Here is a 25719-nt window from a genome sequence, read left to right on the forward strand (position 1 = left end):
ACATGCCTGTTCGTGCGCCAGCCGAAATCGGTGGGAGGATCCAATGACGGTCGCTACCATACTCTCAGAAAAAGGTCGCCATGTCGTGACGACGTCGCCAAACGCGACGCTTCAGGAAATCGCCGTGGAATTGATGCGCCACGGCATTGGCGCGCTCGTCATCGTCAATGACGACGGCGCCGTCATCGGGTTGATCGGGGAGCGCGACCTCGTTTCCGCCATCGCCACCGGCGGCGTCGACGCGCTCAACGAGCCGGTTTCCCTGCATATGCAAGTGAACCCGGTCAGCGCTTACGAAAACGACACCGTCGACTCCACGATGCAGACGATGACGCTCGAACGCCGCCGCCATCTTCCCGTGCTCCGGGAAGGGCGGCTGGCCGGGCTCATTTCGATCGGGGACGTCGTGAAATATCGCATCCGCGTGATCGAGGAAGAGCATCGCTCCATGCGCGAATATATTGCGCAGGCGTGACGCTCAGACCGAGGCGCCGGGTATCGGGATATGCGCGAAGATATTGGGCAGCGCTCGCTTTGCGGCCGAGCGCCCGATATCTATCAGTTGCGACGCCTTGTGGAAATCGAACATTCCGATGTCCTCCATCCTCGCGGTGATCGTCGCGTCGGGCGGGTCGCCCGCGAGGCGTGAGCGCAGGATGCGGTCCTGAATGATATTGAATGCGTCGATCATCGCCGTGGCCACATTCGGCGCCTCGCCCTGTTGGCGATCGAAATAGCGCGGCAGGATGCGATCGACGAAGGATGCGTCGGGCTTCCCGCCGAACGGTCCCGAGTCCGGCGTCTTTCCGGCGGCGACCTGATCGCCGCGGATCACGCGCGCGCGATACATCGTGTCCGCCGTGACGTTCACGGCGATGACGAATTCCGCCCCGAGCGCTCGGCAGACTGTGACGGGAACGGGATTGACCAGCGCTCCATCGAACAGCCAGCGATCGCAGACGCGCACTGGCTCGAAAATGCCGGGGAGCGCGTAGGAAGCGCGGATCGCAAGCGAAAGAGGTCCGCGCTGAAGCCAGATTTCGTGACCGGTGCCGACTTCCGTCGCCACGGCGGCGAAGGGAATCGGAAGCTCCTCGATCTGGAACCCGTCCAGTTCCTGTTCCAGAGCCACCTTCAGCCGTTCGCCTGTGATGAGGCTCGCCCCCGAGAAGGACAGATCCATGAGCGTGAAGACGCGACGGCGCGTCAGAGAGCGCGCGAAGGCCTCGATCTGGTCGAGCCGGCCGGCGGCATAGCAGCCGCCGACCACGGCGCCGATCGAGGTGCCGGCGATGACGTCGGGATAAATGCCCTGATCCGCGAGTTCGCGAAGCACGCCGATATGCGACCAACCGCGCGCCGCGCCTGCGCCCAGAGCCAGACCGATCAGCGGCTGCCCCGACGGGCGTGGCCTGCCGCCCCTCGCGTCGACGCGTTGCTGCGGCGTCGCCACGGATCCAGGCGTTTCAGTCGTCGACATGGACTTCTGCGCGTCCTCGGCTACGGTCGAATCGTAATTGCGAAGCAGCGATAACATATTAGTTTTCCTGCTCAGACGTTTCCTCGTCCCATTGTTGTTGGGACTTATATGGGAACCAGCCTGCGCTCAGAAAATGGCCGATAGGTTAACCTTTGGCCAGATTGCGACGGTCTTTCGCCAGCGAGCCGAGACGCGCGACCGCCTTGCGAGACGGCGGCCTCACGTCGGCCCAAAGCCGGAAAAGAGGTTTTCCGCGATCAATGAACGGGGCGAAGCTCAGGACCGGAAGACGAGCCTGCGCGCGCCGTCTTCGGTTTCCAGCGTTCGATAGAAACAGGATTTGCGGCCCGTGTGGCACGCCTTGCCGTCGCCGCCGGGTTCGACCGCGAGCAGTAGCGCGTCCTGATCGCAGTCGACGCTGAGCGAAACGACCTTCTGCACCTGCCCCGACGTGTCGCCCTTGCGCCAGAGCGACTGGCGTGAGCGCGACCAGTAGTGCGCGACGCCTGTCTCGATCGTCTTGTCCAGCGCGAGCTGGTTCATATAGGCGACCATCAAAACTTCACGCGTAGCGGCTTCGACGGTCACGCAGACGATGAGGCCGTTCGCGTCGAATTTAGGCGCGAAGGAGGACCCCTCCTCCAGCGCCTGCTCGTCGCTGTGCGCAGACATCACCGCGCGCCGCGCAGCAGCGTGTAGAAATGCGCCTGCTGGCCGGGATCGTCGCGGAAGACGCCCGAGAACTGCACCGTCACGGTCGACGAGCCCTGCTTGAGCACGCCGCGCATGGACATGCACATATGCTCAGCCTCGATCAGCACGGCGACGCCGCGCGGATTGAGATGCTCCTCGATCGCCGTGGCGATCTGCGCGGTCATGGCCTCCTGCGTTTGCAGGCGGCGTGCGAAGACGTCCACGAGGCGCGCGAGTTTCGACAGGCCGACGACGCCGCCCGTCGGATAATAGGCGATATGCGCCTTTCCGACGAAGGGCACGACGTGATGCTCGCAGTGCGAGGTGAAGGGGATGTCGCGCACCAGCACGAGATCCTCGTAGCCCTCCACCTCTTCGAAGATGCGCGACAGCACCTCGTCGGCGGATTCCTGATAGCCCTTGAAGAATTCCTCATAGGCCTTCACGACGCGCCGCGGCGTTTCCAGCAGGCCCTCGCGGTTGGGATCGTCGCCGGCCCAGCGCAGCAGCGTGCGGACGGCGGCCTCGGCCTCCTCGCGCGTGGGGCGCTCGGACGGCTGGGGTGTGGCGTCGGGGGCCGCTGCGGGTTTGCGGCCGGAGGGAGCGCGGTCGATTACGTCGTCCATCGTAGAGTCGGCAAATTCGGGGCGAGCGGGAAAGGTCTTAACCACGTCATCCATGTGGCGCCTCCAGATGATGCGCGACGCAGGCCATGCGCCGCCGTTTGCCCCCCGCCTCTATTGGCGGCCGGGCGATCCCCTCAAATTTCGCCTCTCCCTGAGCGACGCGAGAATTCGAGATTTCGCCGGCGTCATGCAAGATCTGCGGCGCCCCGGCGTTGCGCCCGAGCGGCGCTTTCGCACCCGCTCACGGGGCTCTATATAAGGGGGGAAAGGGGCGAAGGTAAGCCCCGCCCCCAAGCTTGCGACGATATGCTCGACAAGGTCTACAACACCCGAATTCTGGAACTCGCCGCGGATATTCCGAGGCTTGGCCGCCTGGAGCGACCCGACGCCACGGCCTCGGCCTATTCGAAGCTCTGCGGCTCGACCATCACCGTGGATATAAACATCCGCGACGGTAAGGTTTCCGACTACGCGCACGAGTTGAAGGCCTGCGCGCTGGGCCAGGCCTCCGCCTCGATCATGGCGCGAAATGTCGTGGGCTCGACCCCCGAAGAGCTGCGCGAGGCCCGAGAGGCGTTGCGCCGGATGCTGAAGGAAAACGGCCCGCCGCCGCAGGGCAAATGGTCCGACCTCGCCGTGCTGGAGCCCGTGCGGGATTACAAGGCCCGGCACGGGTCGACCATGCTGGCGTTCGACGCGGTGGTGGACGCCGTCGGGAAGGCGGAGGGGCAACCGGCCGCGGTCAAATAGCGTCCAGACGCGACCGCCCGGTTTCAAAACACTGCCGAGGCGTCAGGCCGCCCCTACCCTCCCCTGCTCCGCTTCGCCTAGACTGCGGCATGATCTCCCCACCGATTCGCATCCTTGGCATCGACCCCGGCCTCAGAAACACCGGCTGGGGCGTGATCGAGTCGCAGGGCTCGCGACTTTCCTTCGTCGCCTGCGGGCGCGTGAAGTCGGATGGGGCGCTCGACATGGGGAATCGGCTGCGGCAGTTGCACGAAGGGTTGATGCAGGTCATCGCCGACTACAGGCCGCATGAGGCTGCGGTGGAGGAGACCTTCGTCAATCGCGACCCGCAATCCACCCTCAAGCTCGGTCAGGCGCGCGGGATCGCCCTGATGGCGCCGGCGCTGGCCGGGCTTGTCATCGCGGAATATGCGGCGAACCTCGTCAAGAAGACCGTGGTCGGCGCCGGCCACGCCGACAAGGCTCAGATACAGATGATGGTGCGCGTGCTCCTGCCCGCGAGCCAGGCGACCAGCGCCGACGCCGCCGACGCCCTCGCGGTGGCGATCTGCCACGCCCAGCATCGCGGAGCGCGGGCTTTGCGGGAATCGGCATGATCGGCAAGCTGAAGGGCCTCATCGACAGTTATGGCGAGGATTTCGTGATCCTCGACGTGAATGGCGTCGGCTATGTCGTGCATTGCTCGTCGCGCACCTTGCAGAAACTGCCGCGCGCCGGCGAGGCCGTCGCGCTCGCCATCGAGACGCAGGTGCGGGAAGACTCCATCCGGCTCTTCGGCTTCGAGGCCGAGGTCGAGCGCGACTGGTTCCGCCTGCTTCAGACCGTGCAGGGCGTCGGCGCCAAGGTCGCGCTCGGCATTCTTTCGATCCTGTCCTCCTCGGAGATCGCTTCCGCCATCGCGACACAGGACAAGGCGATGGTCGCGCGCGCGCCCGGAGTCGGGCCGAAACTCGCCGCCCGCATCGTCGCGGAGCTGAAGGACAAGGCGCCGGCCTTCGGCGCCGTCGATCCGGTGGTGGCGAAGCTCGCCGGGGAAGACGACGACGCCAGCGCCCCCTCCGCCGTTCGCGACGCGATTTCGGCGCTGGTCAACCTCGGATACGGCCGCCCCCAGGCCGCCGCCGCCGTCGCCGCGAGCGTCAAGGCGCTCGGCGAAGGCGCGGAGACCGGCGCGCTGATCCGGCAGGGGCTGCGCGAACTGGCGCTTTGAAGCTGGGAGGGAAACCGTTTTTTAACCGCACTCTCGGCCGCCGGCTGCCTGCGCCGGGAAGTCTGGATTGATTAACCAGCTGCAGCTAGGCTTTCCACATTGGGTTGCAACGTCCGTCGGCGGGCCGGATTTTCACGCCAGCGACGGCGCCTGGATCTGTGGGGATAAAATGAGCTTGTCTGAGGGCCGTGGGCGCTCGGCCGTGCTGGCGTTTGTCACGGAGCGCGTTCGGCGCGACCTGCAATTCTCCAATATTTTTCGCGTCGATTTCACCGCCTCTCTCGCATATTCGGCGGCGACGCTGTTTTTTCTCGCCGGAGCCGGGCTGTCGCCGCAATTGGCGCCCGTGCTGCTCGAACTCGTCTCGACCTATGCAGTGCTGCATGCAATCAAAATCCTGCTCGTCATTTATCTCGAGAAACAGGGCGGCGACGCGCGCGAATTTATCGGCTCCGAGCAACTTGTGACGCGCGGCGTCTACGCCTTTTCGCGTAACCCGGTCTATGTGCTCTCACTCGTGCAGAGCTTCGTCTGGTCGTTGATCCTGATCTGTCTCGGCGCCGGGAGCCCGCACGCCTGGCTGTCCTATGCGCTGGCGGCGGCCCTGCTTTACGGCCATTACTGGGGCATGGACCGGCTGATCATCCCCCATGAGGAGGCCGCGCTGCGCCGCCGGCACCCGGAAACCTTCGCCGCCTATTGTGCGCGCGTGCGGCGGTGGTTCGGCTGGCGGCGGGTTTGACGCTCAGGCGGAGATGACGTCCCGGTAGATTTCCGCAAGCGGGACGCTGACGCCCAGCGCTGGCAGCTCCAGCGTCGCCTGCAGGCCATCGATTATGCGCACGCCCGACCATTCCGCGCCAACGCGGTCGAAGGTCTCGATATGCGCGCGATCGCGCTCGACCAGGACGTAATGACTCAGGCTCGGCAGCTGCTGATACACCGCCCATTTCTCGAAGCGGTCACGCGCTTTGCTGCCCTCCGACATGACTTCTACGAGAACGACGGGATCGTCCGCCGAGGTCGCGCCCGGCTCCATCGAGCCGCATTTCACCATGACGTCCGGCAAAGTCGCAGACTCGATCGACTTCCTTTTCATGTAAAAGGTTTCGACGAAAACATAGCATTGAGCGCCTTTTTCTCGAAGGCGTTGGCGTAGCGAAGCGCCAAGATTCTGGGCGATGAAGTGATGCTCCCACCGCGCCCCGACCATCATCCGCACGACGCGGCCGCCGATCAGCTCCCACTTTTCGTCGGCGGGCTTGTCGGCCAGAAGTTCCTCGAAATCATCGAGGGACATATACTCATACTGCGAGGACGGGCGATTCACGGCGCGGCTCCGTTTGGCAGATCATAGCACAGCGCGCGCGCCGGCGCATTGGAGCATTGTTTGACCACCCCTCCCCGGCGGCTCGTCAGCCCCGAACAGCGCGACGACGACACGGATACGAGCTTCCGACCGCTGACGCTTGCCGACTTCACCGGGCAAGAGGCGGCGCGGGCCAATCTCAAGGTTTTCATCGAGGCCGCCAAGACGCGCGGCGACGCGCTCGACCATGTGCTGCTCGTCGGCCCGCCGGGATTGGGCAAAACCACGCTCGCCCAGATCGTCGCCCGCGAGCTCGGCGTGAATTTCCGCTCGACCTCCGGCCCCGTGATCGCCAAGGCGGGCGACCTCGCGGCGCAGCTCACCAATCTCGAGCCGCGCGACGTTCTGTTCATCGACGAAATCCACCGACTCAATCCGGCGGTGGAGGAGATTCTCTATCCCGCCATGGAGGATTTCCAGCTCGACCTCATCATCGGCGAGGGGCCGGCGGCGCGGTCGGTCAAGATCGACCTCGCCAAATTCACGCTGGTCGGCGCCACGACCCGCGCCGGCCTGCTGACGACGCCGCTGCGCGACCGTTTCGGCATTCCGGTGCGGCTGAATTTCTATACGGCCGAGGAGCTGGAGCTGATCGTCAGGCGCGGCGCGCGCGTCCTGGGCGTCGGCATGAATGAGGAAGGCGCGCGGGAGATCGCGCGGCGTTCTCGCGGCACGCCGCGCATCGCGGGCCGCCTGCTGCGCCGCGTCCGCGACTTCGCCATCGTGGAAGGCGCCGCGACGATCACGCGCCAGCTGGCGGACCGCTCATTGTCGCTGCTGGAAGTAGACAGCATCGGCCTCGACATCATGGACCGGCGCTATCTGAACATGGTGGCGCTGAATTTCGGCGGCGGGCCTGTGGGGATCGAAACCATCGCGGCGGCGCTCTCCGAACCCCGCGACGCGATCGAGGACATTATCGAACCCTATCTCCTGCAACAGGGCTTCCTGCAGCGCACGCCACGCGGGCGATTGTTGACTCCCCAAGCCTTCAAACACCTCGGCCTCGCCGAACCGGCGAGGCCTTCAGGTCAATTCGGGCTGTTCGATGGAGAGGAATAGGCGATCTCAGGCCGCCAGCACGAAATACATCATCGTGCCGAACAGGATAACGGCAAGAATTTCGCCGGCCCTCTCCAGGAACTGCATGAAACTATTCAACGTGGGCGTTGTCATAGCTCACCTCCGATAGTGGATATGTGAGCGCCGGAGAGGATTTCCAGTGTTCCCGAAGGAGGTTGGCCCCGGATAGTTAAGAGACGCGTTGCAGGAAAGCCGTCACGAGAGAAACGACAAACCAGACCTGAATCCAGAAATGAAATCATGAAGGCACAACACAGCATCCCCATCCGCATCTATTGGGAGGACACGGACGCCTCCGGCCTCGTCTATCACACCTCCTATATTCGCTTCATGGAGCGCGGACGCACCGAGCTTCTGCGCACGCTGGAGCTGGATCAGCGCGCGCTGCTGGAGGGCGCGGCGGGCGGCCCGATCTTCTTCGTCGTGCGCGCGATGAATATCGATTTCAGGAAGCCCGCGCTCATGGACGATCTCCTGAGCGTGGAGACGCGCGTGACGGAGATCGGCGGCGCATCCATCGATCTCGATCAGCGCGTCATCCGCAACGGCGAGCTGCTGGTGGGCGCCAGAGTGAAGGTCGTGTGCGTCGAAAACGGTCGCGCGAGGCGTCTGCCGGCCGACGTGCGCACGAAATTCGAGAACGCCCTGACCGCGCCCTGACCTACATCCGCCCGAGCCGCGCCAGATAGAAGTGATGCGGGAGATGCAGGAAAGACCAGCTGAAATTCTTGAGATGGCGCTGCGGAATATCTTTCGAGATTTCGCGATGCAGCTCGGGAAGCTGCGTCCAGTGCGCGCGCGGATGGAGATGATGCGCGGTATGATAGCCGAAATTGCCGGTGAGGAAATTGAACCAGCGGTGTGAGGTGTTGTTGGCGAGCGCAGGGAGATCCGCGCCGCTTTCATCGCATCCGTAATGATTGAGGTAATCCACATATCTCGAAATGAAAAATACCGAGACGTACCAGGGCAGCAGGTAGAAAATCGCAAGCCACGGGCGCCAGACCAGCAGCGCGGCGATCAGGAATATGAGCAGACATTGCTCGACGAAGGCCCAGCGATAATTCACCGGCGATTTCTCATTGCCCCTTACGCCCTTTTCGAAGGCCTCGCGGATCGGCGCGAAAAAGGTCGGCCACAGCGATCGCAAGCAAAATGAAAATGCGGCGCGCGGCGTGTAGGGACGGCGTATGTCGACCGGCGCGCGAAACCGCTCGTCCGCGCCAAAGTGGTGGCCGTAGACGTGCTGGATGCGCCAATTGGAGGCCGTCATTCCCGTCGCCACGCCCAGACACATATCGAGCAGCAGGTTGAAGGCCGGCGCGGTGGTGAAGGGATGGTGGACATGCCAATGCATCAGATAGTTTGCGCGACCAATTAGTGCAATCAAAACAATTACATATAAATAAAATTCAGTATTCGTGAAGTCTCGCGCGAAGGGAAGAAGGAACAGGATCGGGGCGATCAGGGCCCGGATGATGCTGGAGACATCCTCCCGGCGGCAAAAGCCCGGGAGGCTGTCGAAATATACGGAATTCATGACCCGCTCACAATAAATGTTCAAAAAGCGGGCGGAACGTCGCCTGCCCGGAACGCCATGATTCTTCAGGCCCATGGGCTTGTCAAAGACCTTCTCACCAATCCTTAACCCTTACTGCTTGTTAACACCTTGCCGCTAGTTAATATTGTGCGGCGCACCGCGGCCCCAGAAAGGGCGAAATTGCGGGCGATAGAGCGGGGAAACGCCGTCCATTTCGAGAACTGCGTCGCCGCATTCCGCTGCAAGGACAAATCATGAATCCAGCCGAAATCGCCGCGAGCCCCCTCGCCGCTCCCGCCGCCGACATCACCATCTGGAGCATGTTCTGGGGCGCGCATATCGTAGTGAAATTCGTGATGGTGGGCCTGCTGCTCGCCTCCGTCTGGTGCTGGGCGATCATCATCGACAAAACGCTGCTTTTCAGCCGCATGCGCCGCGCCATGGACCGTTTCGAGGAGAGCTTCTGGTCGGGCAATTCGCTGGAGGAGCTTTACGGTAAGCTCTCAGAGCGCCCGACGACCGGCATGGCGACGCTTTTCGTCGCGGCCATGCGCGAATGGAAACGCTCGTTCCAGAGCGGCGCGAGCGCATCCTTCATGGGCCTTCAGGCGCGCATCGAGAAGGTGCTGGACGTCTCCATCGCCCGCGAGGTCGAGAAGCTCGAGTCCAATCTGCTCGTGCTGGCGACCGTCGCTTCCGCTGGCCCCTTTGTCGGCCTCTTCGGCACGGTCTGGGGCATCATGACCTCCTTCCGCTCAATCGCCGCCTCCAAGAACACCTCGCTCGCGGTCGTCGCGCCGGGCATCGCCGAGGCGCTGCTGGCCACGGCCATCGGCCTTTTCGCCGCCATTCCCGCGCTCATCGCCTACAACAAGATGCAGGGCGACGTGGCGAAAGCGCAGGCGCGCATGGAAAGCTTCGCCGACGAATTCTCCGCCATACTGTCGCGCCAGATCGACCAGCACGCGGCCTCGTCCAACCGCGACCGGGCGGCCTGATCGATGGGCGCGTCGCTCTCCACTCCCGGGCGCAAGGGCGGCAGGCGGCGGCGCGGCGTGCCGCGCTACGGCGCCATGGCCGAGATCAACATGACGCCCTTCATCGACGTCATGCTGGTGCTGCTCATCATCTTCATGGTCGCCGCGCCTTTGCTCGCCACCGGCGTCGCGGTCGACTTGCCACAAACAAAGGCGGGCGCGCTCAACATCGACCAGAAGCCGGTCTCCATCGCGATCGACGAAAAGGGACAGGTGTTCCTCATGGATCAGCCCGTCGAGGTCGCGCAGCTTCTCGACAAGCTGAAGGAGGCCGCCAAGCAAGGCTTCGACGAGCGCATCTATGTGCGCGGCTCGAAGGCCGTGAACTACGGCCGCGTCGCAGAGGTCATGTCGCTCATCACGACCGCCGGATACAAGAAGGTTGCTCTAGTGACGGAGCAGGAGAAGAAGTGAGTTTGCGAAAGTGAGAGTTTCGCGCTCGGAACCGGGTTTCGTTGTTTCATCGGTCGTCCATGCGGGACTGCTGACAGCGGCGCTTGTCCTGTTCTCGGACGCGAAGAAATTCGAAGACGCGCAGGAGATGATCCCCGTCGAGGTCGTCACCGACAGCCAGCTCAATCAGGTCACAAAGGGCGAGAAGACGGCGCGCGAGACCAAACCCGGTCCGCGCGTCGACAAGGTCGCGCCGGTGCGCCAGACAAAGCCGCGCCCGCCTCAGGCCGAGGCGAAGAAGGACGTTCCCGCCCCGCCACCGCCCCTGCGCCGGCAGGCTGACCCCGGCGTGGACGACAAGCCGGAGCCGACGCCGCCCAAACGCATCGCAGCGCTGCCCCCGGCGCCGGAGCCGCCCGTGCGGCCTCAGCCGGAGAAGAAGATCGAGAAGCCTGTCGAGCCGAAGCCGGTGGAGGCCAAGCCCGCCCCCACGCCCCCGGCGAAGCCGAAGGCCGTCGCGCCGGAGGAAAAGGACGAGCCGAAGGAGGCCGAGGTCGTGAAGCCGAAGCCGCCGACGCGGCCCAAGCCCGAGAAGGAAGCCAAAGAAACGCCGGCGCCCAGGCCGCCGGAAAAGCCGAAGGCCGAGCCCAGGACGGAGCCGAAGACGGAGGCGAAGACCGAGCCGCGCCTGAAGACCGACGAGGTCGCGAAACTTCTCGAAAGCAAGAAGCACGAGGAGAAGCCGGCAAAGGCGGAGAATCCGGACGGCGAGGCGTCCGACAAAAAGGCGAAGGGCGCGAAGCCGAAATCAGGAGACGAGGCCGCGCCGAAATCGAAGTTCGACGCGTCGAGCATCGCAAACCTCCTGAGCCGCGAGGCGCCGCAACGGACCGCCTCCACCGGCAAGGAAGTGCGCACAGCCTCGCTCGGCGCGCCGGAAGGCGCCGCGCAAAAGCTGTCCGCGTCCATGGAGGCGCGCATCGCGTCCTATATCCACGACCATTATCACCCCTGCTGGGCGTCGGCGCTCTCGCTCGGTGGGGAGACCTATGCGCCGGTCGTCGAATTTCACCTGTCGCGCGACGGCGCTCTGGAGGGCCGCCCACGCCTGATGAACGCGTCATCCAGCCCGACCGAGAAAGCGCGCGGCGAACAGGCGTTGCAGGCCGTGCGCCGTTGCAGCCCGATGAAAATCCCGCCGGAATTCATGCCCTATTACGAAGAAGCGCTGCATGAAGTGACGATCCGTTTCCAGGATTCGAACTGACCGTGCGCTTCGCATTCCACTCACGCTCAAAGAGACAGTTCGCATGACACGCCTCATCACCCGTCGCGCCGCCGCAGGACTCATCGCCGGCACCGCGATGGCGCCCTTCACGCCAGCGAGCGCCGGCCGCATCATCGAACTGAAGGGCGGTGGCTTCCAGCCGATCAACGTCGCTGTCGCGCCCTTCATCGGCGACGAGGCGGCGCGCACGATCACTTCGGTGACGATGAACAATTTCAAGCGCTCGGTGTTTCTGAAGCCGATCGACGGAGCGACGGTCGGCGAGGACGGTTCGCCCGACCAGACGCCCAATCTCGACGCCTACAAGGGCATAAACGCGCAATTCGTTCTGACCGGCCGCTCGCAGCGCACCGGCGACGGACGGCTCAAGACCGAGTTCCGCCTCTTCGACGTCACCACCGGCGAGCAGGTCGCGGGGCAGCAATATGTGACTGAATCCGCGAACATGCGCCGCGTCGCGCATCTTTTGTCGGACGCCGTGTTCACGCGCGTCACCGGCGAGAAGGGTTTTTTCGACACGCGCGTCGTGTTCGTGGACGAGTCGGGCTCCAAGGACAAGCGCCGCAAGCGGCTCGCCATGATGGATCAGGACGGCGCCAATGTCCGCTATCTGACCCGCGGCGACGACCTCGTCGTCACGCCGCGCTTTTCGCCCTCGTCGCTCGATGTGACCTATATGGCCTTCAACAGCGACGGCGAGCCGAAAGTGCTGCTGATGAACATCGAGAGCAGCCAGCGCGAGGTCGTCGGCAACTTCCCCGGCATGACCTTCTCGCCGCGTTTCTCGCCCGACGGCCAGAAAATCATCATGTCGCTGTCTCAGGGCTCCTCGACAAATCTCTATACGATGGATCTGCGGTCACGCACGACGACGCGCCTCACCGACACGAGCGCGATCGACACGGCGCCTTCCTATTCGCCGGACGGCTCGCGGATCGCCTTCGAAAGCGACCGCGGCGGCTCGCAGCAGATTTACGTGATGGGCGCGCATGGCGGCGACGCCAAACGCATCTCCTTTGGCGGCGGACGCTATTCGACGCCGGTGTGGTCGCCCAAGGGAGACTACATCGCCTTCACCAAGCAGAACGGCGGCAACTTCTCCATCGGCGTGATGAAGACGGACGGCTCCGGCGAACGCATCCTGACCGAAGGCTTCCACAATGAAGGCCCCACATGGGCGCCGAACGGCCTGTTCCTGATGTTCTTCCGTGAAAGCGGCGGCGCCGGCGGGCCGAAAATCTACATGGTGGACGTGTTCGGCCGCACCGAGTTGCAGGTGCCGACGCCGGGTTACGCGTCTGACCCGGCGTGGGGACCGCTGCAGGATTGAGCATTTTCCCTGCTCAATTGCTCGCGCAAGCTGGCGCAAAAGGCATTACGAAAGCATCTTCCAAACGGGGCGCGGGGACTTTGCGCGGCGCTTGCTTGCATCGCGGGAAAACCTCTCATGAAGCCCTTTTATCTCGCCCACGTCTTCGTCGCGATCGCGGCCTTCTACTTTTTTCCGCATCATCCGCGGGAAGGAAACCCCGTGCCCTTGGTTCCAAACGATGACCGCGCCATGGCGGCCGCTTTCGGGAAGGCACGCGCCGGTCTTGACGGGATTGATTTGCTTCGAGGCGCGTTATCAATCATTTCTAAATGATAGGCTCCGAAAGTAGTAGCTACAAAAAGGAACCTAGGCGACGGGAAATGAGACTGTTCCAAGTTCTATGGGGAATTGCATGGATCGCTATCGGCGCGGTCGCGGGCGTTTCTTGGTTAATATTCTGTTTTGGTTCGGTGCTTGGAGTTATTCTTATTTTGATATTTGCGCCACCATTGCTGTTTCTGCCGTTCGGACTAAGCGCTTACGGTTTTGCAATGCTCGCACAAGGGATTTCTGCGCATCCCACAATAAACGATGCACGATCCGATGAAGGCACCTTCTCTCGCGACGAACAGTTTGACAGCTGGAAGCTTTCGTTCCCTGTCACCGGGACAGGCGAGACAAAGGCATGGAATGATGTAAGACCTGAAGTGGTGGAAACCTATTCACCGGGGCACATGCAAAAAGGCACCCCTTCTCTGGCAGTCCAAGCTCTTAAAGAGCGCGTTTTGGAGGGCTTTAGCACCAATAACGTAATAAGGTTTCAACCTGCGGCCAAACAGGACATGGCGGACTTCTTCTGGTATTATAAGACAAGCATTCAAAGTAAATTCGAGTTGAATGAGCTAGGTAGCGCCCAGCTTGGGATTCTCGACATCCCGGACGCTGGCATATTGATAGTATTTGCCTCCATCATGAGAGGCGAGGCGATAATTAAGGTACTGGGCCGCTTACCGACAGCGCCGGGCTGCTCTCCACTGGAAACGCTTGTAGCCAAAAGAGGTGATCTTCAAATATTTCAGGAGGAGACGTTTTCACAATTTAGATGCCTCATCCAAGCCGAAATCGAGGGGAAGCTGGCTGGTTGAGTTTAATGCTCTGCGTTTAGAAATGGGATGGAAGCGGCAACACTGCCAGACTGGGGGCCTTCCACCCCGCTGGGATGATGATTCTATATCATCAGGCTCGGCGAGAGCGTTACCTGCGCGACAGTCTAACTGCCGGGATAGGTCACAGCCACAATTCAACCCAATCGATTATCGATGGAAGATGCGCGACGATTGTGACATCGACTGCGACGATGCGAAGGCTCCGGCACCATGACCAAACCCGTCCGCATCGACGAAAGCTGGCACAAGCATCTCGCGAGCGAATTCGAGAAGCCCTATTTCGCGGAGCTTCGCGAATTCGTGCGCGGAGAATACGCCTCCGGCGCGGTTTATCCGCCGGCGGCGCAGATCTTCCGCGCCTTTGACGAATGCCCCTTCGACAGCGTGAAGGTCGTCATCCTGGGGCAGGACCCCTATCACGGACCGGGTCAGGCGAACGGCCTATGTTTCGCAGTTCATTCGAATGTTCCGCCGCCGCCATCGCTGCAGAACATCTTCAAGGAAATCGAGGCCGACCTCGGCCATCCCGTCTCGCGCGATCCCGACCTTTCGCGCTGGGCGCGGCAGGGCGTGCTTCTTCTGAACGCGACGCTCACGGTGCGCGCGGCGCAGGCGGGTTCGCATCAGAACAAGGGTTGGGAGCAATTCACCGACGCCGCCGTGCATACGCTGTCCCGCGAGCGCGACGGAGTCGTCTTCATGCTTTGGGGTTCTTACGCGCGGCGCAAGGGCGCCGGCATCGACCGAAAGAAACATCTCGTGCTGGAATGCGCGCACCCCTCGCCGCTATCGGCGCATAACGGCTTCTTCGGCTGCAAGCACTTCTCCCGAGCGAATGATTACCTCGCCGCGCAGGGGAAGACGCCGATCGAGTGGTGACAGCCTCTCCCCGCCTGCGGGGAGAGGCGGTGCGTCACGCGTTTGCGCTGGCCGCGGTGGCCTCGTGGATTTTCAGCAATTGCGCATCCGTCTGGGCCACGTCCTTGACCGACGGACGCGATCCCACGCGCTCGATGTAAGCGGCAATCTCGGGCGTCGCCGGCACGAGGCCGAAGCCGGTCGTCCAGCGCAGCGCCGTTCCCCACAGAATGTCAGCGGCGGAGAAGCGCTCGCCAAGCAGATATGGCCCCGAGGCAAGCTGCTTGTTGATCAGCGCCATCACGCCGTCGAAATCCCCATAGGGGCTCATGCTCTGTGGCGGTTCGTGCTTCAGATGGCGATCGATGACCGCGGGCTCGAAGGCCGAGCCGTAAAACACGAGCCAGCGCAGGTAGGGTCCGCGCAGGGGATCGCCAATAGGCGGCGCGAGCTTTTTCTGCGGAAAAGCGTCGGCGAGGTAGATGAAGATCGCGCCAAGCTCCGTGACCAGCGCTCCATGGTGAACGATGGCGGGAACCTTGCCGAGCGGATTGACCGCCAGATACTCGGGCTTCCGCTGCGCGCCGATCCTGAAATTGATGTCGCGCAGCTCATAGGGCGCGTCGAGTTCTTCGAGCAGGATCAGCACGCTCGACGAGCGCGTTTGCGGGGAGTGATAGAAGACGAGATCGGAGTCGCTCATTTTTCGGCGTGTTCCTCAGGGCACGATCAACAGGAATGCGTATGTCGCAAAGACGACGAGATGTACGAGGCCGGTCAGCACATTCGTGCGTCCCGCGCCGAAGCTGACGATGCTGAGCATGAGAGTGAGCATCAGCATCACGGAGTCGCGCTTTTCCAGCCCGAACACGATGTCGTGACCTTTGATAGCGGCCAGCACCGAAATGGCCGGCACGGTCAGCCCGATGGTTGCGACGACTGAGCCGAGCGCTCCGTTGAGCGCCGTCTGCAGCGCGTTGCGCGCCGCCGCGCGGATCGAATTCAGCGATTCGGGAAGCAAAACCAGCGTCGCGAGCGCAGCGCCGGCCACGGCGTTGCTGTTCTTCACGCCGAGGAATGCAAGTCCGTCTTCCATGGCGGGCACAACCTGCTCCGCCAGAATGGTGACGCCAAGAAGGCTGGCGCACAGGCCCAGCATCGCCATGCTCGTGCTGCGAACCGACGGCCGCGACTCCCGATGCCCCAGCGCCGCCGTCCTTGCGTCCAGAAAATAGGAACGGTGTCGAACGGTCTGGATGAACAGGAACGCGCCATAAAGCACCACGGAAAGGGTGCTGATGAAATAGAGCTGGCTGTGGGTCAGCGTCGGCCCCGACGAGCTGATCGTATAATCCGGCAGTATCAGCGTGAGGACGGAAAGGGCGATGAGGACGGCGAGATAGGCGCTCGCGCCCATCTGCTGCAGTTCCTGCTCGCCATGACGGAATCCGCCCAGCAGCAGGCAGAGCCCGACCAGCCCGTTGCAGACAATCATGATGGCGGAAAACACCGCCTCGCGCGCTTCCGTCGGGTCGTCGGCGCCATGCTCGATCATCGAGGCCATGATCGCCACTTCGATGATCGTGACGGCTATGGTCAGCACGAGCGTGCCGTACGGCTCGCCCACCCGCGCCCCGACGACCTCCGCATGTTCGAGCGTGGCGAACACCGAGCCGATGACCAGAATCGCGGCGACGACATAGGGCGCATACATCAGGCCCGGAGGGATAAGCAGAAGCCAGTCCTCGCCAAAGGAGAAGACGGCCGCCGTCAGCAGGGCTAGCGCGGGAAAAACCGTCGCCCCAAGACTGCCCCTCGTTCCCGACATGAAGCCCCTGCTCCCCAGAATTTCGCCGCCGGCGGCATTTCCCGACGGCGAATCGGCTGTTGGCCAACACCACGGGAACGCACCCCTTTCCATTACCGAAAGCGGCGCATAAATCTAGGCGCATGACTCCCCCGCCCGCTCAGCAAAGCGATCTTCCGCCAGAGGAAGATGACGCCTTCGAGACGACCGACGCCGCCTGCGACGCGTTGGACGAGGCGCGCCCGGAGGAGGATGCGCCGCAGACGCCCGAGAGCGTCAAGCGCGGCGTGGCCGTCATCAAGAAATACTGGAAGCACGCGCCGAACAGCCCCGGCGTCTACCGCATGATCGCCGAGAACGGCGAGGTGCTTTATGTCGGCAAGGCCAAGAACGTCCGCAAGCGCGTAGCGAGCTACACGCGCCTCGCCGGCCATGTGAACCGCATCGCGCGGATGATCTCCGCCACTGCCTCCATGATGTTCATCTCGGTCGAGACCGAGACGGACGCGCTGCTGCTGGAGGCCAATCTCATCAAGCAGCTGAAGCCGCGCTTCAACGTGCTGATGCGGGACGACAAGTCGTTTCCCTATATCCTCATCGCGAAGGACCATGAGGCGCCGCAGATCACCAAGCATCGCGGCGCGCGCGTTCGCAAGGGCCAGTATTTCGGCCCTTTCGCAAGCGTCTGGGCGGTCAATCGCGCGCTCAACGCCCTGGAGCGCGCCTTTCTGCTGCGCTCATGCTCGCAGAGCTTTTACGACAACCGTACGAGGCCCTGCCTGCTCTATCAGATCAAGCGCTGCGCCGGTCCCTGCACGGGCGAGATCTCCATCGAGGATTACAAGGAGCTCGTTCGCGAGGCCTGCGATTTTCTCTCCGGCAAAAGCCGAAGCGTGCGCGAGCACCTCGCGCGCGAAATGACGGACGCCGCCGAACGTCTGGAATTCGAACGCGCGGCTCGGCTGCGCGACCGCATTTCCGCGCTTTCTGCCGTGCAGGGCGCGCAAGGCGTCAATCCGCGCACGATCGAAGAGGCCGACGTCTTCGCAATCGCCAAGGACGCGGGACGTTTCTGCATCGAGGCGTTTTTCTTTCGCGCCTTTCAGAACTGGGGCAACCGCTCCTATTTCCCGCGCGCCGACGCGAGCCTGACGGAAGCGGAAGTGCTCGACGCTTTCCTTGCGCAATTCTACGACGAACATCCCTCGGCGCCGCTTGTTCTGATCTCCCATGCAATCGAGGACAGCGCGCTTCTGGAGGAGGCGCTGACCGCGAAGGCCCGCCGCCGCGTCGAGGTGATCGCGCCGCAACGCGGCGAAAAGCGTGAACTCGTGGATCATGCGCTCACCAACGCCCGTCAGGCGCTCGGCCGCAAGCTTGCGGAGGACGCAAGCCAGCAGCGCCTGCTTGCCGCGATTGGCCAGGTCTTCCGTCTGCCCGAGACGCCGCGCCGCATCGAAGTCTACGACAACTCGCATACGGGCGGCGCACAGGCGATCGGCGCGATGGTGGTCGCGGGGCCGAGCGGCTTCATGAAGGCGCATTACCGCACCTTCAACATCAGGAATTCGGAGATAACGCCCGGCGACGACTATGCGATGATGCGCGAAGTGCTCACGCGCCGCTTCGCCCGCCTCTCGAAAGAGACCGAGAAGGACAGCGATCCGGACGCCTTTCCATCGAAGCCCGATCTCGTGCTGATCGACGGCGGCCGCGGACAGTTCGAGGCCGCGCGCGCGGCGATGCAGGAGGTTGGCGTCGAGGGCGTGGCGCTCGCCTCGATCGCCAAGGGCCGCGATCGCGACGCGGGACGCGAGACATTCTTTGTCGAGGGGCGCGAACCCTTCCGCCTGCCACCCCATGATCCCGCGCTCTATTTCGTGCAGCGCCTGCGCGACGAAGCGCATCGTTTCGCCATCGGCACGCATCGCGCGCGGCGCAAGAAAGAGTTCACCAAGAACCCGCTGGATGAAATTCCCGGGATAGGGCCGTCACGCAAGCGGGCATTGCTTCTGGCGTTCGGCTCCGCAAAGGGCGTCTCGCGCGCGGCTCTCTCGGATCTCGAAAAGACGCCGGGAATCAACAAGGCGACGGCGCGGCTCGTATTCGATCATTTTCAGCGGGGGGATTGAGCGGCGCCCGCCGCGCTCGCGCGCCATCGCCTCGCTGTCGATGAAACACAGCTTTTTCTTCAGCCGTGTAACCCGGAGGAATATGCTCGATGTGGCGCAAGCTCAAAAGCTTCTTCTCGGCCTCGAAAACCCTGAACACCATGCTTGGCGATGTGATTTTTCAAACGCCAGCGTCCGAGGGCGCGGGATCGAATTCGTCGCTCGAATGGCGGGTGAAAACATCAGCAGATGAAAAATATGTTTATGTCGGCATGGAGATGATGCCGGATTATTGGATCAGAGCGGGAGGAAGCTCGAAGAACTACATCAATTTCGATCTGGAAACCGCAATACGGGTTCGTGAAAATCTGGACAGATGCATCGAATTCGCTCGCAAGCGCTCAGGAAGCCGCGCATAGCCGCTCAACGGCGCCGGTCCGACCAATATCCCACTATAGCTATAACGGACATCCCGATCGCCGGGAAATGTCGCCGTCTACAATCAAGCTGCGTCCCGACGAAGACCGCGCGCTCTATGGCGGAGTTTGCCCGCGCCATTTAAAGTAATCTTCGCATGTTCTTGCTTCGCCCCTTCTACGACGCCTATCTCAAATTCGAGCGCGACGACGGCTGGGCCATCGCCAGCCACATCGCGCTGTCGACGCTCACCGCGCTCTTTCCCTTCCTCATCTTCATCACCGCGCTCGCCGGCTTCTTCGGAAGGCAGGAAGTCGCCGACGCGGCGGCGAAGATCATCTTCGAAGCTTGGCCGCCGCGCATCGCCGGGCCGCTTTCGGCCGAGGTCCAGAGCGTGCTCACCGAGCCGCGCCACGGCATGGCGACCATCGGCGCCGTGCTGGGCATTTATTTCGCTTCGAGCGGCGTCGAGGCGCTTCGCGTCGCGCTCAACCGCGCCTATGACGCGCGCGACCAGCGGCCCTGGTGGTGGCTGCGGCTGGAGGCAATTGTCTTCGTCTTCATCGGCGCCGCGTCCTTGCTCGCCATCGGCTTTCTGCTGGTGCTGGCGCCCCTCGCCCGCGCCATCGCCACGCAACATGCGCCGGCGCTCATGCATGAGCTCGAGCCGCTCTACGCGCCCGTGCGCTATGGCGTCACGACCGCCGTCGTCAGCGTCGCGCTGCTCGCGGCGCACGTCTTCCTGCCGGCGGGACAGCGGCCGCTCGCGAGGATCGTCCCCGGCTTCGCCCTGACGCTCCTCGCCTCGCTCGCCTGCGGCGCCCTTTTCGGCGCCTATCTGGCGGAATTCGCCGGCAGCTATGTCTCGACTTACGCCGGGCTCGCCTCGATCATGATGGCGCTCGTCTTTCTCTATTCGCTGGCGGTGATTTTCATTTATGGCGCGGAGTTGAACCAGGTTATCGCGTCGAACGGCGACACACCCGGACAAAGCCAGGGTTAATCGGCCCTTAACCGAGGTTTTTTACGCTCGCGACAATTATCGGCGCGCCATCGGCGGCGCGCCCGGACGCGCCGGACATCCGGCGCCTCCCGAGACCGGCGGGCTTTTTCTCACATGCGCAGCCACACCATGGGTCATTTCTCGGAGCAGCTTCGCGAATTCGCGGCGCGACGGACGGCGGAGATTCTGGGCGCGTCGATGGTGCTGGCCGCAGGCGCGACGACGCTGGCGCTGGTGAGCTGGTCGGCCCGCGACCCTTCGCTCAACCATGCGACGGGCGGACATGTCCGCAACCTCCTGGGTCTTCCGGGCGCCGTCGTCGCCGATCTCCTCATGCAGCTCGTCGGTTTCGGAGCCATCGCCGCAATCCTGCCGCTCGCCATGCAGGGAATGCGCCTGATGAAGCGCCGCCGGATCGAACGGGGCGCGCTGCGATTCGGCCTTTGGGTTTCGGGCGTTTTCGCCACGGCGGCGACCGCCTCGCTTCTTCCCGCCACCGACCGCTGGCCGCTGCCGACCGGACTCGGCGGCGTGACCGGCGACGCCATCCTCGCCATTCCGCGCACGATCTTCGCCGGCTCCGGGGTCGTCATGGCGGCCTTCGGCGTCATGTCCGCCTTCGTCGCCATCCTGTCGGTCAGCGGCGCGGCGGGACTGGGCTTCGAAACGGAGAACGACATCCGCGAAGAGTCTTTCGAGGACGAGGAGGTTCGGCATGGATATGACGACGAGGACGCCGCCGGGGAGCCCGGCGTCGCGCTGATCTCGCTCGGCGCGCTGATACATCTCGGACTGTTTCTCAGGGCCTGGGCGTCGCGGCAGCTCGCGAGGATTCCGCGCCGCCTCCCGACGCCCGCGAAGGAGGCGCCGGCCGCGCATCCCCGCATGGAGCCGACATTCGACCACATGGACGCCTATCCGGCCTTTACGCCGGCGGCGCGCGATCTGGACGAACATTATGACGAGCGCCCCGTCTCCGCGCGCGTCAGCCCGCCGCCCGCGAAGCGCGCGCCTACCGTCACGCGCCAGCCAGCGCGCGCGCCCGCGCGGAGCATCAACGGCGCCTATGAGGAGCCGCCGGTGGAGCTGCTCGCCGAGCCGAAGAAACCGGCCGGCGGCGTGAAGATTTCCGAGGACGCGCTGGAGCAGAACGCGCGCCTTCTCGAAGGCGTGCTGGACGATTTCTCGGTGCGCGGCGAAATCATCAACGTCCGTCCCGGCCCGGTCGTCACGCTTTACGAGCTCGAACCCGCTCCCGGCATCAAATCCTCCCGCGTGATCGGCCTCGCCGACGACATCGCCCGCTCCATGTCGGCAATCTCGGCGCGCGTCGCCGTGGTGCCCGGCCGCAACGCCATCGGCATCGAACTGCCCAACCAGCGGCGCGAGATGGTCTATCTGCGCGAGCTGATCGCCAGCGAGGACTTTACCCAGTCGAAGCACAAGCTCGCCATCGCGCTCGGCAAGACCATCGGCGGCGAGCCGGTGATCGTCGATCTTGCCCGCATGCCGCATCTGCTCGTCGCCGGCACCACCGGCTCGGGCAAGTCGGTTGCGATCAACACCATGATCCTGTCGCTGCTCTACCGGCTGAAGCCGGAGGAGTGCCGCCTCATCATGGTGGACCCGAAGATGCTGGAGCTTTCCGTCTACGACAACATCCCCCATCTCCTCACGCCCGTCGTCACCGATCCCAAGAAGGCGGTGGTCGCGCTCAAATGGGCGGTGCGCGAGATGGAGGACCGCTACAAGAAGATGTCGAAGGTCGGCGTCCGCAACATCGACGGCTACAACGCGCGCGTCATCGAAGCGCAGGCGCGCGGCGAGACGATCACCCGCACCGTGCAGACCGGCTTCGACCGCGAGACGGGCGAAGCCATCTTCGAGCATGAGGAGATGGACCTCTCCGCCCTGCCCTATATCGTCGTCATCGTCGACGAGATGGCGGACCTCATGCTCGTCGCCGGCAAGGACATCGAGGGCGCGATCCAGCGCCTTGCGCAGATGGCCCGCGCCGCCGGAATCCATCTCATCATGGCGACGCAGCGCCCCTCTGTCGACGTCATCACCGGCACGATCAAGGCGAACTTCCCGACCCGCATCTCCTTCCAGGTGACATCGAAGATCGACAGCCGCACCATTCTCGGCGAACAGGGCGCCGAGCAACTGCTCGGCCAGGGCGACATGCTCTACATGGCCGGCGGCGGCCGCATCTCGCGCGTGCACGGCCCCTTCGTCTCCGACGCCGAAGTCGAGCATGTCGTCGCGCATCTCAAGGCGCAGGGCGCGCCGCAATATCTCGACGCCATCACCTCCGAGGACGAGCCCGGCGAGGACGGCGGCGAGGCGCCCATGCCCGGCTCGATGGACGCGGAGGAAGGCGGCGACCTCTACGAACGCGCCGTCGCCATCGTGCTGCGCGACAAGAAATGTTCGACGAGCTACATCCAGCGCCGCCTGTCGGTCGGCTACAACAAGGCCGCATCGCTCGTGGAGCGCATGGAGCAGGAAGGCGTCGTCTCCGCGCCAAATCATGCGGGCAAGCGCGAAATTCTGGTCGGCGGCGGGATCGACCGCGGGGCGTTCGACATAGAGGCGGCGGAGTGAAGGTCCGCCCAAGCTTGACTTGCGCAGTTGGCGCTCGATCCTATGCCATATGCTTGCAGAGCTTCATCTTCTCGCCCTCGCGGCCGGCGTCGTCTGCGCGTTTTTCGGTGGCGATCTTTTCCTTCGAGGCACGCTGGGACTGGCGCACTCGTGGGGAATCATTTCCCGAACGGTCACCGGCGCCATAGCGGGCCTCGCGACGTCGAGTCCCGAAATCTCCATCGCCTTTACCGCGGGCGTCGCGGGAGAGCCTGAAATTGCGCTCGGCAACAATCTCGGCGGAAATATCGTCAATCTCGCGCTCGTTCTCGGCGTCGTCCTGTCGTTCTCGCCGGTCGCGGTCAATCCGCAGTCGCTGAAAACCAGCTATCTCTTCGCCCTCATCCAGCCGCTGGCGCTGGCGGCGATGCTCGCGGACGGGACGCTGTCGCGGCTGGACGCGGCCCTGCTCATTTCGATGTTCGCCGCCTGGCTCTATTTCTCCATGCGCGGCGCCTTCGAGGAGCCCGAGGAGGAAGGAGCCCTGACGCGCCGGACCGCATTCCTCGACGCGGTCGGAGGTCTCGCCCTGCTCGTTGCCGCCGGCCAGCTGATCGTTTATGGCGCGTCACATCTGGCGCGTGACCTCGGCTTCAGCGATTTCGTCGTCGGCGCGACGGTCGTCGCTCTCGGCACGGCGACCCCGGAACTCACAACGTTCCTCGTGTCCCGTCTGCGCCGTCACGATCAGGTCGGCGTCGGCATGATTCTCGGCAGCACGATCGTCAGCGGCTATCTGGTGATCGGAATTGCGGGCGCCGTTTCGCCGATTCGCGTCACGCTCGCCGAGGCCGCTCCCGCTCTGGCGGCCCCGGTCGTTGCAACGCTTCTCACGTCGCCGCCGGCCGATGGCCTGATACCGCGCTGGCGCGGATTCGCTCTGCTCGCCGTCTACGTCGCCTATGTCGGCGCCCTCGCGACGGCGGGATAGCCTTCGGTCCCGCCCCCAAATTCGCCAACATATGCTAAGAAAACGGCGTAGCCACCCGGAACTGGATTCGCGCCTTGAAGCAATTGCCCCTCGCCGCCCTCGTCCTCGCACTCTCCCTCGCCGCGCCAGCTGTCGCGGAGGACGCGGCGAAGCCTCCCGCGCCGACCGGCGAAGCGAAACCCGCCGAAGCCAAGCCTGCAGAGACCAAGCCGGCGGATACCAAGCCCGCCAAGGGCAAGAAGGGGGCGAAATCCGCTCCCGCGGCCAAGAACGGAGAGCCGGTGCAGCTCACGAACCCTGCGGCGCCCGCCGAGCCGGCGAAGCCCCTCAATCGCGAGGAGGCGATCAAGCGCGCCAACGCCTTTTTCAACACCTCGCCCGTGATGACCGCCGACTTCGTGCAGATCGGCGCCGACGGCAAGCGCTCGGAGGGCAAGCTCCATGTGCAGCGCGCCGGCCGCGTGCGCTTCGAATACGCTCAGCCCGCGACCATGGAGGTCGTCGCCGACGGCGCGCAGGTCGCCGTGCGCGACCGGAAACTCGGCACGCAGGACCTCTATTTCATCACCCAGACTCCGCTCAAATTCTTGATGAAGGACAAGATCGACCTCGAGAAGGACGTCACCGTTCAAGACGTCACCTTCGACGACTCGGGCGTGACGATCTTCATCGAGGACAAGGCGACCTTCGGCGGCACGTCCCATCTGCGCCTGATTTTCGACCCCAAGTCCTTCAAGCTGAAGCAATGGCAGGTGAAGGACCCGCAGGGCTATGAGACGCTGATCTCCCTGTTCAACATCGACCAGACGAAGACGCCTGATCCGGGACTGTTCAAGATCGCCAAATAATCAACGACGGAATATGAGCGTATAGACGCAAAAAGAGCGACCCGGTCTATTGCCGGGTCACTTTTGTCTGCGCAAAAAGCTCTTGCTTACGCCGCCTTCTGCTTCGGCGTGAGCAGCTTGCGGTTCATCAGCACTTCCGCGATCTGGATCGCGTTCAGCGCTGCGCCCTTGCGCAGATTGTCGCTGACGCACCAGAGCACGAGGCCATTGTCCACCGTCGGGTCTTCACGAATGCGCGAGATATAGGTCGCGTCCTCGCCCGCAGCCTCATGGGGCGTGATGTAGCCGCCGGGTTCGCGCTTGTCGATGACCAGAACGCCCGGCGCCTCGCGCAATATGTCGCGCGCTTCGTCCGCCGAGATCGGGTTCTCGAATTCGATGTTCACCGCCTCTGAGTGCGAGATGAACACCGGCACGCGCACGCAGGTCGCGACGAGCTTGATCTTGGGGTCGAGGATCTTCTTCGTCTCCGCGACCATCTTCCACTCTTCCTTGGTGAAGCCGTCCTCCATGAAGACGTCGATCTGCGGAATGAGGTTGAAGGCGATGCGCTTGGGGAATTTCTTCGCCTCGACCGGGTCGGAGACGAAAATCGACCGGGTCTGCGCAAATAGCTCGTCCATCGCCTCCTTGCCGGCGCCGGAGACGGACTGATAGGTCGAGACGACGACCCGCTTGATTTTCGCCGCGTCATGCAGCGGCTTCAGCGCCACGACGAGCTGCGCGGTGGAGCAGTTCGGATTGGCGATGATGTTCTTCTTGCTGAAACCCGCAGCCGCGTCGGCATTCACTTCCGGCACGATCAGCGGCACGTCCGGGTCCATGCGCCAGGCCGACGAATTGTCGATCACGACGCAGCCCTGAGCGCCGATCTTCGGCGACCATTCCTTCGACACCGCGCCGCCCGCGGACATCAGGCAGATGTCCGTATCGGAAAAGTCGTAGGTGTCGAGATGCTTGCACTTGAGCGTCTTGTCGCCGAAGGACACTTCCGCGCCGATCGAGCGCGAGGAGGCGAGCGGCACGACTTCCGACACCGGAAAGCGGCGCTCGGCCAGAATATCGAGCATCTCGCGGCCCACGTTGCCCGTGGCGCCGACGACGGCGACTTTATACGCCATATTCATAACTCCAGCCGGCCAGCGCCGGCG

Annotated in this window: 28 protein-coding genes; 20 read left to right on the top strand and 8 right to left on the bottom strand. The window is 63.6% G+C overall.

Annotation, left to right across the window (positions count from 1 at the left end):
* Positions 1-43: 43 nt before the first annotated feature.
* A complete protein-coding gene (locus LG047_RS02630) occupies positions 44-475 on the top strand; it encodes a CBS domain-containing protein (protein ID WP_036281919.1) in 432 nt (143 codons plus the stop codon).
* A 3-nt stretch (positions 476-478) separates the two neighbouring features.
* Here LG047_RS02630 and LG047_RS02635 read toward each other — a convergent pair whose 3' ends face one another.
* The 3 genes from LG047_RS02635 to folE form a co-directional block, all read right to left on the bottom strand.
* Positions 479-1537 carry a patatin-like phospholipase family protein gene (locus tag LG047_RS02635; protein ID WP_084678928.1) on the bottom strand — a complete coding sequence of 353 codons (1059 nt, stop codon included), beginning with the start codon at positions 1535-1537 and terminating at the stop codon, positions 479-481.
* A 219-nt stretch (positions 1538-1756) separates the two neighbouring features.
* Positions 1757-2152 (bottom strand): phosphoribosyl-AMP cyclohydrolase, encoded by a 396-nt coding sequence (gene hisI, locus LG047_RS02640; RefSeq protein ID WP_227965183.1) that lies wholly within the window; start codon positions 2150-2152, stop codon positions 1757-1759.
* Positions 2152-2853, bottom strand: a complete 702-nt coding sequence (gene folE / locus LG047_RS02645) for a GTP cyclohydrolase I FolE (RefSeq protein ID WP_227965184.1) — start codon at positions 2851-2853, stop codon at positions 2152-2154. Before folE ends, hisI begins: the two co-directional genes overlap by 1 nt.
* Positions 2854-3105: 252 nt before the next feature.
* On the opposite strand from folE, the gene LG047_RS02650 reads away from it, so the two are divergent.
* The 4 genes from LG047_RS02650 to LG047_RS02665 all read left to right on the top strand — a co-directional run bounded on the left by LG047_RS02650 (position 3106) and on the right by LG047_RS02665 (position 5501).
* A complete protein-coding gene (locus LG047_RS02650) occupies positions 3106-3549 on the top strand; it encodes an iron-sulfur cluster assembly scaffold protein (RefSeq protein WP_036281925.1) in 444 nt (147 codons plus the stop codon).
* Between the two features lie 89 nt (positions 3550-3638).
* Positions 3639-4145, top strand: coding sequence for a crossover junction endodeoxyribonuclease RuvC (gene ruvC, locus LG047_RS02655; RefSeq protein ID WP_227965185.1), 507 nt, complete (start codon positions 3639-3641; stop codon positions 4143-4145).
* The gene (gene ruvA / locus LG047_RS02660) at positions 4142-4759 is read left to right on the top strand and encodes a Holliday junction branch migration protein RuvA (protein ID WP_227965186.1); all 618 of its coding nucleotides are present in this window, start codon (positions 4142-4144) and stop codon (positions 4757-4759) included. The genes ruvC and ruvA overlap by 4 nt, the downstream gene beginning before the upstream one ends.
* 175 nt (positions 4760-4934) lie before the next feature.
* Complete coding sequence (locus LG047_RS02665; protein ID WP_227965187.1) at positions 4935-5501, top strand: isoprenylcysteine carboxylmethyltransferase family protein; 567 nt, start codon at positions 4935-4937, stop codon at positions 5499-5501.
* Positions 5502-5504: 3 nt separating this feature from the next.
* Here LG047_RS02665 and LG047_RS02670 read toward each other — a convergent pair whose 3' ends face one another.
* Complete coding sequence (locus LG047_RS02670; protein WP_227965188.1) at positions 5505-6089, bottom strand: Uma2 family endonuclease; 585 nt, start codon at positions 6087-6089, stop codon at positions 5505-5507.
* A 60-nt stretch (positions 6090-6149) separates the two neighbouring features.
* Here LG047_RS02670 and ruvB point away from each other — a divergent pair, with 60 nt between their 5' ends.
* Both ruvB and ybgC read left to right on the top strand, forming a co-directional pair.
* The gene (ruvB, locus tag LG047_RS02675; RefSeq protein ID WP_227965193.1) at positions 6150-7190 is read left to right on the top strand and encodes a Holliday junction branch migration DNA helicase RuvB; all 1041 of its coding nucleotides are present in this window, start codon (positions 6150-6152) and stop codon (positions 7188-7190) included.
* 261 nt (positions 7191-7451) lie between these two features.
* A complete protein-coding gene (ybgC, locus tag LG047_RS02680; protein WP_227965194.1) occupies positions 7452-7871 on the top strand; it encodes a tol-pal system-associated acyl-CoA thioesterase in 420 nt (139 codons plus the stop codon).
* Position 7872: 1 nt separating this feature from the next.
* On the opposite strand, the gene LG047_RS02685 is transcribed toward ybgC, so the two are convergent.
* A complete protein-coding gene (locus tag LG047_RS02685; protein WP_227965196.1) occupies positions 7873-8751 on the bottom strand; it encodes a fatty acid desaturase in 879 nt (292 codons plus the stop codon).
* Positions 8752-9005: 254 nt separating this feature from the next.
* Here LG047_RS02685 and tolQ point away from each other — a divergent pair, with 254 nt between their 5' ends.
* The 7 genes from tolQ to ung all read left to right on the top strand — a co-directional run bounded on the left by tolQ (position 9006) and on the right by ung (position 14826).
* Complete coding sequence (tolQ, locus tag LG047_RS02690) at positions 9006-9749, top strand: protein TolQ (RefSeq protein ID WP_036281941.1); 744 nt, start codon at positions 9006-9008, stop codon at positions 9747-9749.
* Positions 9750-9752: 3 nt separating this feature from the next.
* A complete protein-coding gene (locus LG047_RS02695) occupies positions 9753-10202 on the top strand; it encodes a biopolymer transporter ExbD (RefSeq protein ID WP_227965198.1) in 450 nt (149 codons plus the stop codon).
* 10 nt (positions 10203-10212) lie between these two features.
* Positions 10213-11448: a cell envelope integrity protein TolA gene (locus LG047_RS02700; RefSeq protein WP_227965200.1), complete on the top strand. Its 1236-nt coding sequence runs from the start codon at positions 10213-10215 to the stop codon at positions 11446-11448.
* Between the two features lie 43 nt (positions 11449-11491).
* Complete coding sequence (gene tolB, locus LG047_RS02705) at positions 11492-12799, top strand: Tol-Pal system beta propeller repeat protein TolB (protein WP_227965201.1); 1308 nt, start codon at positions 11492-11494, stop codon at positions 12797-12799.
* Between the two features lie 117 nt (positions 12800-12916).
* On the top strand, positions 12917-13114 hold the full coding sequence (locus tag LG047_RS02710) for a hypothetical protein (RefSeq protein ID WP_227965202.1): 198 nt from the start codon (positions 12917-12919) through the stop codon (positions 13112-13114).
* 47 nt (positions 13115-13161) lie between these two features.
* Complete coding sequence (locus LG047_RS02715) at positions 13162-13926, top strand: hypothetical protein (RefSeq protein WP_227965203.1); 765 nt, start codon at positions 13162-13164, stop codon at positions 13924-13926.
* 231 nt (positions 13927-14157) lie between these two features.
* Complete coding sequence (gene ung, locus LG047_RS02720) at positions 14158-14826, top strand: uracil-DNA glycosylase (RefSeq protein WP_227965204.1); 669 nt, start codon at positions 14158-14160, stop codon at positions 14824-14826.
* Positions 14827-14860: 34 nt separating this feature from the next.
* Here the strand turns inward: ung and LG047_RS02725 are convergent, their stop codons facing one another.
* Positions 14861-15508, bottom strand: coding sequence for a glutathione S-transferase family protein (locus LG047_RS02725; protein WP_227965205.1), 648 nt, complete (start codon positions 15506-15508; stop codon positions 14861-14863).
* A 15-nt stretch (positions 15509-15523) separates the two neighbouring features.
* The gene (locus LG047_RS02730) at positions 15524-16633 is read right to left on the bottom strand and encodes a calcium:proton antiporter (RefSeq protein ID WP_227965206.1); all 1110 of its coding nucleotides are present in this window, start codon (positions 16631-16633) and stop codon (positions 15524-15526) included.
* 122 nt (positions 16634-16755) lie between these two features.
* Here LG047_RS02730 and uvrC point away from each other — a divergent pair, with 122 nt between their 5' ends.
* The 6 genes from uvrC (at position 16756) to LG047_RS02760 (ending at position 24568) form a co-directional block, all read left to right on the top strand.
* Positions 16756-18744, top strand: a complete 1989-nt coding sequence (uvrC, locus tag LG047_RS02735) for an excinuclease ABC subunit UvrC (RefSeq protein ID WP_227965208.1) — start codon at positions 16756-16758, stop codon at positions 18742-18744.
* An 89-nt stretch (positions 18745-18833) separates the two neighbouring features.
* Positions 18834-19142 carry a hypothetical protein gene (locus tag LG047_RS02740; RefSeq protein ID WP_036281957.1) on the top strand — a complete coding sequence of 103 codons (309 nt, stop codon included), beginning with the start codon at positions 18834-18836 and terminating at the stop codon, positions 19140-19142.
* Between the two features lie 155 nt (positions 19143-19297).
* Positions 19298-20143: a YihY/virulence factor BrkB family protein gene (locus LG047_RS02745; protein ID WP_036281959.1), complete on the top strand. Its 846-nt coding sequence runs from the start codon at positions 19298-19300 to the stop codon at positions 20141-20143.
* Between the two features lie 114 nt (positions 20144-20257).
* On the top strand, positions 20258-22750 hold the full coding sequence (locus tag LG047_RS02750) for a DNA translocase FtsK (RefSeq protein ID WP_227965210.1): 2493 nt from the start codon (positions 20258-20260) through the stop codon (positions 22748-22750).
* A gap of 49 nt (positions 22751-22799) precedes the next feature.
* On the top strand, positions 22800-23720 hold the full coding sequence (locus LG047_RS02755) for a sodium:calcium antiporter (RefSeq protein WP_227965212.1): 921 nt from the start codon (positions 22800-22802) through the stop codon (positions 23718-23720).
* A 74-nt stretch (positions 23721-23794) separates the two neighbouring features.
* Positions 23795-24568: an outer-membrane lipoprotein carrier protein LolA gene (locus LG047_RS02760; protein WP_227965214.1), complete on the top strand. Its 774-nt coding sequence runs from the start codon at positions 23795-23797 to the stop codon at positions 24566-24568.
* Between the two features lie 86 nt (positions 24569-24654).
* Here the strand turns inward: LG047_RS02760 and LG047_RS02765 are convergent, their stop codons facing one another.
* The gene (locus LG047_RS02765; RefSeq protein WP_227965215.1) at positions 24655-25689 is read right to left on the bottom strand and encodes an aspartate-semialdehyde dehydrogenase; all 1035 of its coding nucleotides are present in this window, start codon (positions 25687-25689) and stop codon (positions 24655-24657) included.
* Positions 25690-25719: the final 30 nt, after the last annotated feature.

It is taken from the genome of Methylocystis sp. WRRC1 (assembly GCF_020733155.1).
Classification (GTDB): Bacteria; Pseudomonadota; Alphaproteobacteria; order Rhizobiales; family Beijerinckiaceae; genus Methylocystis.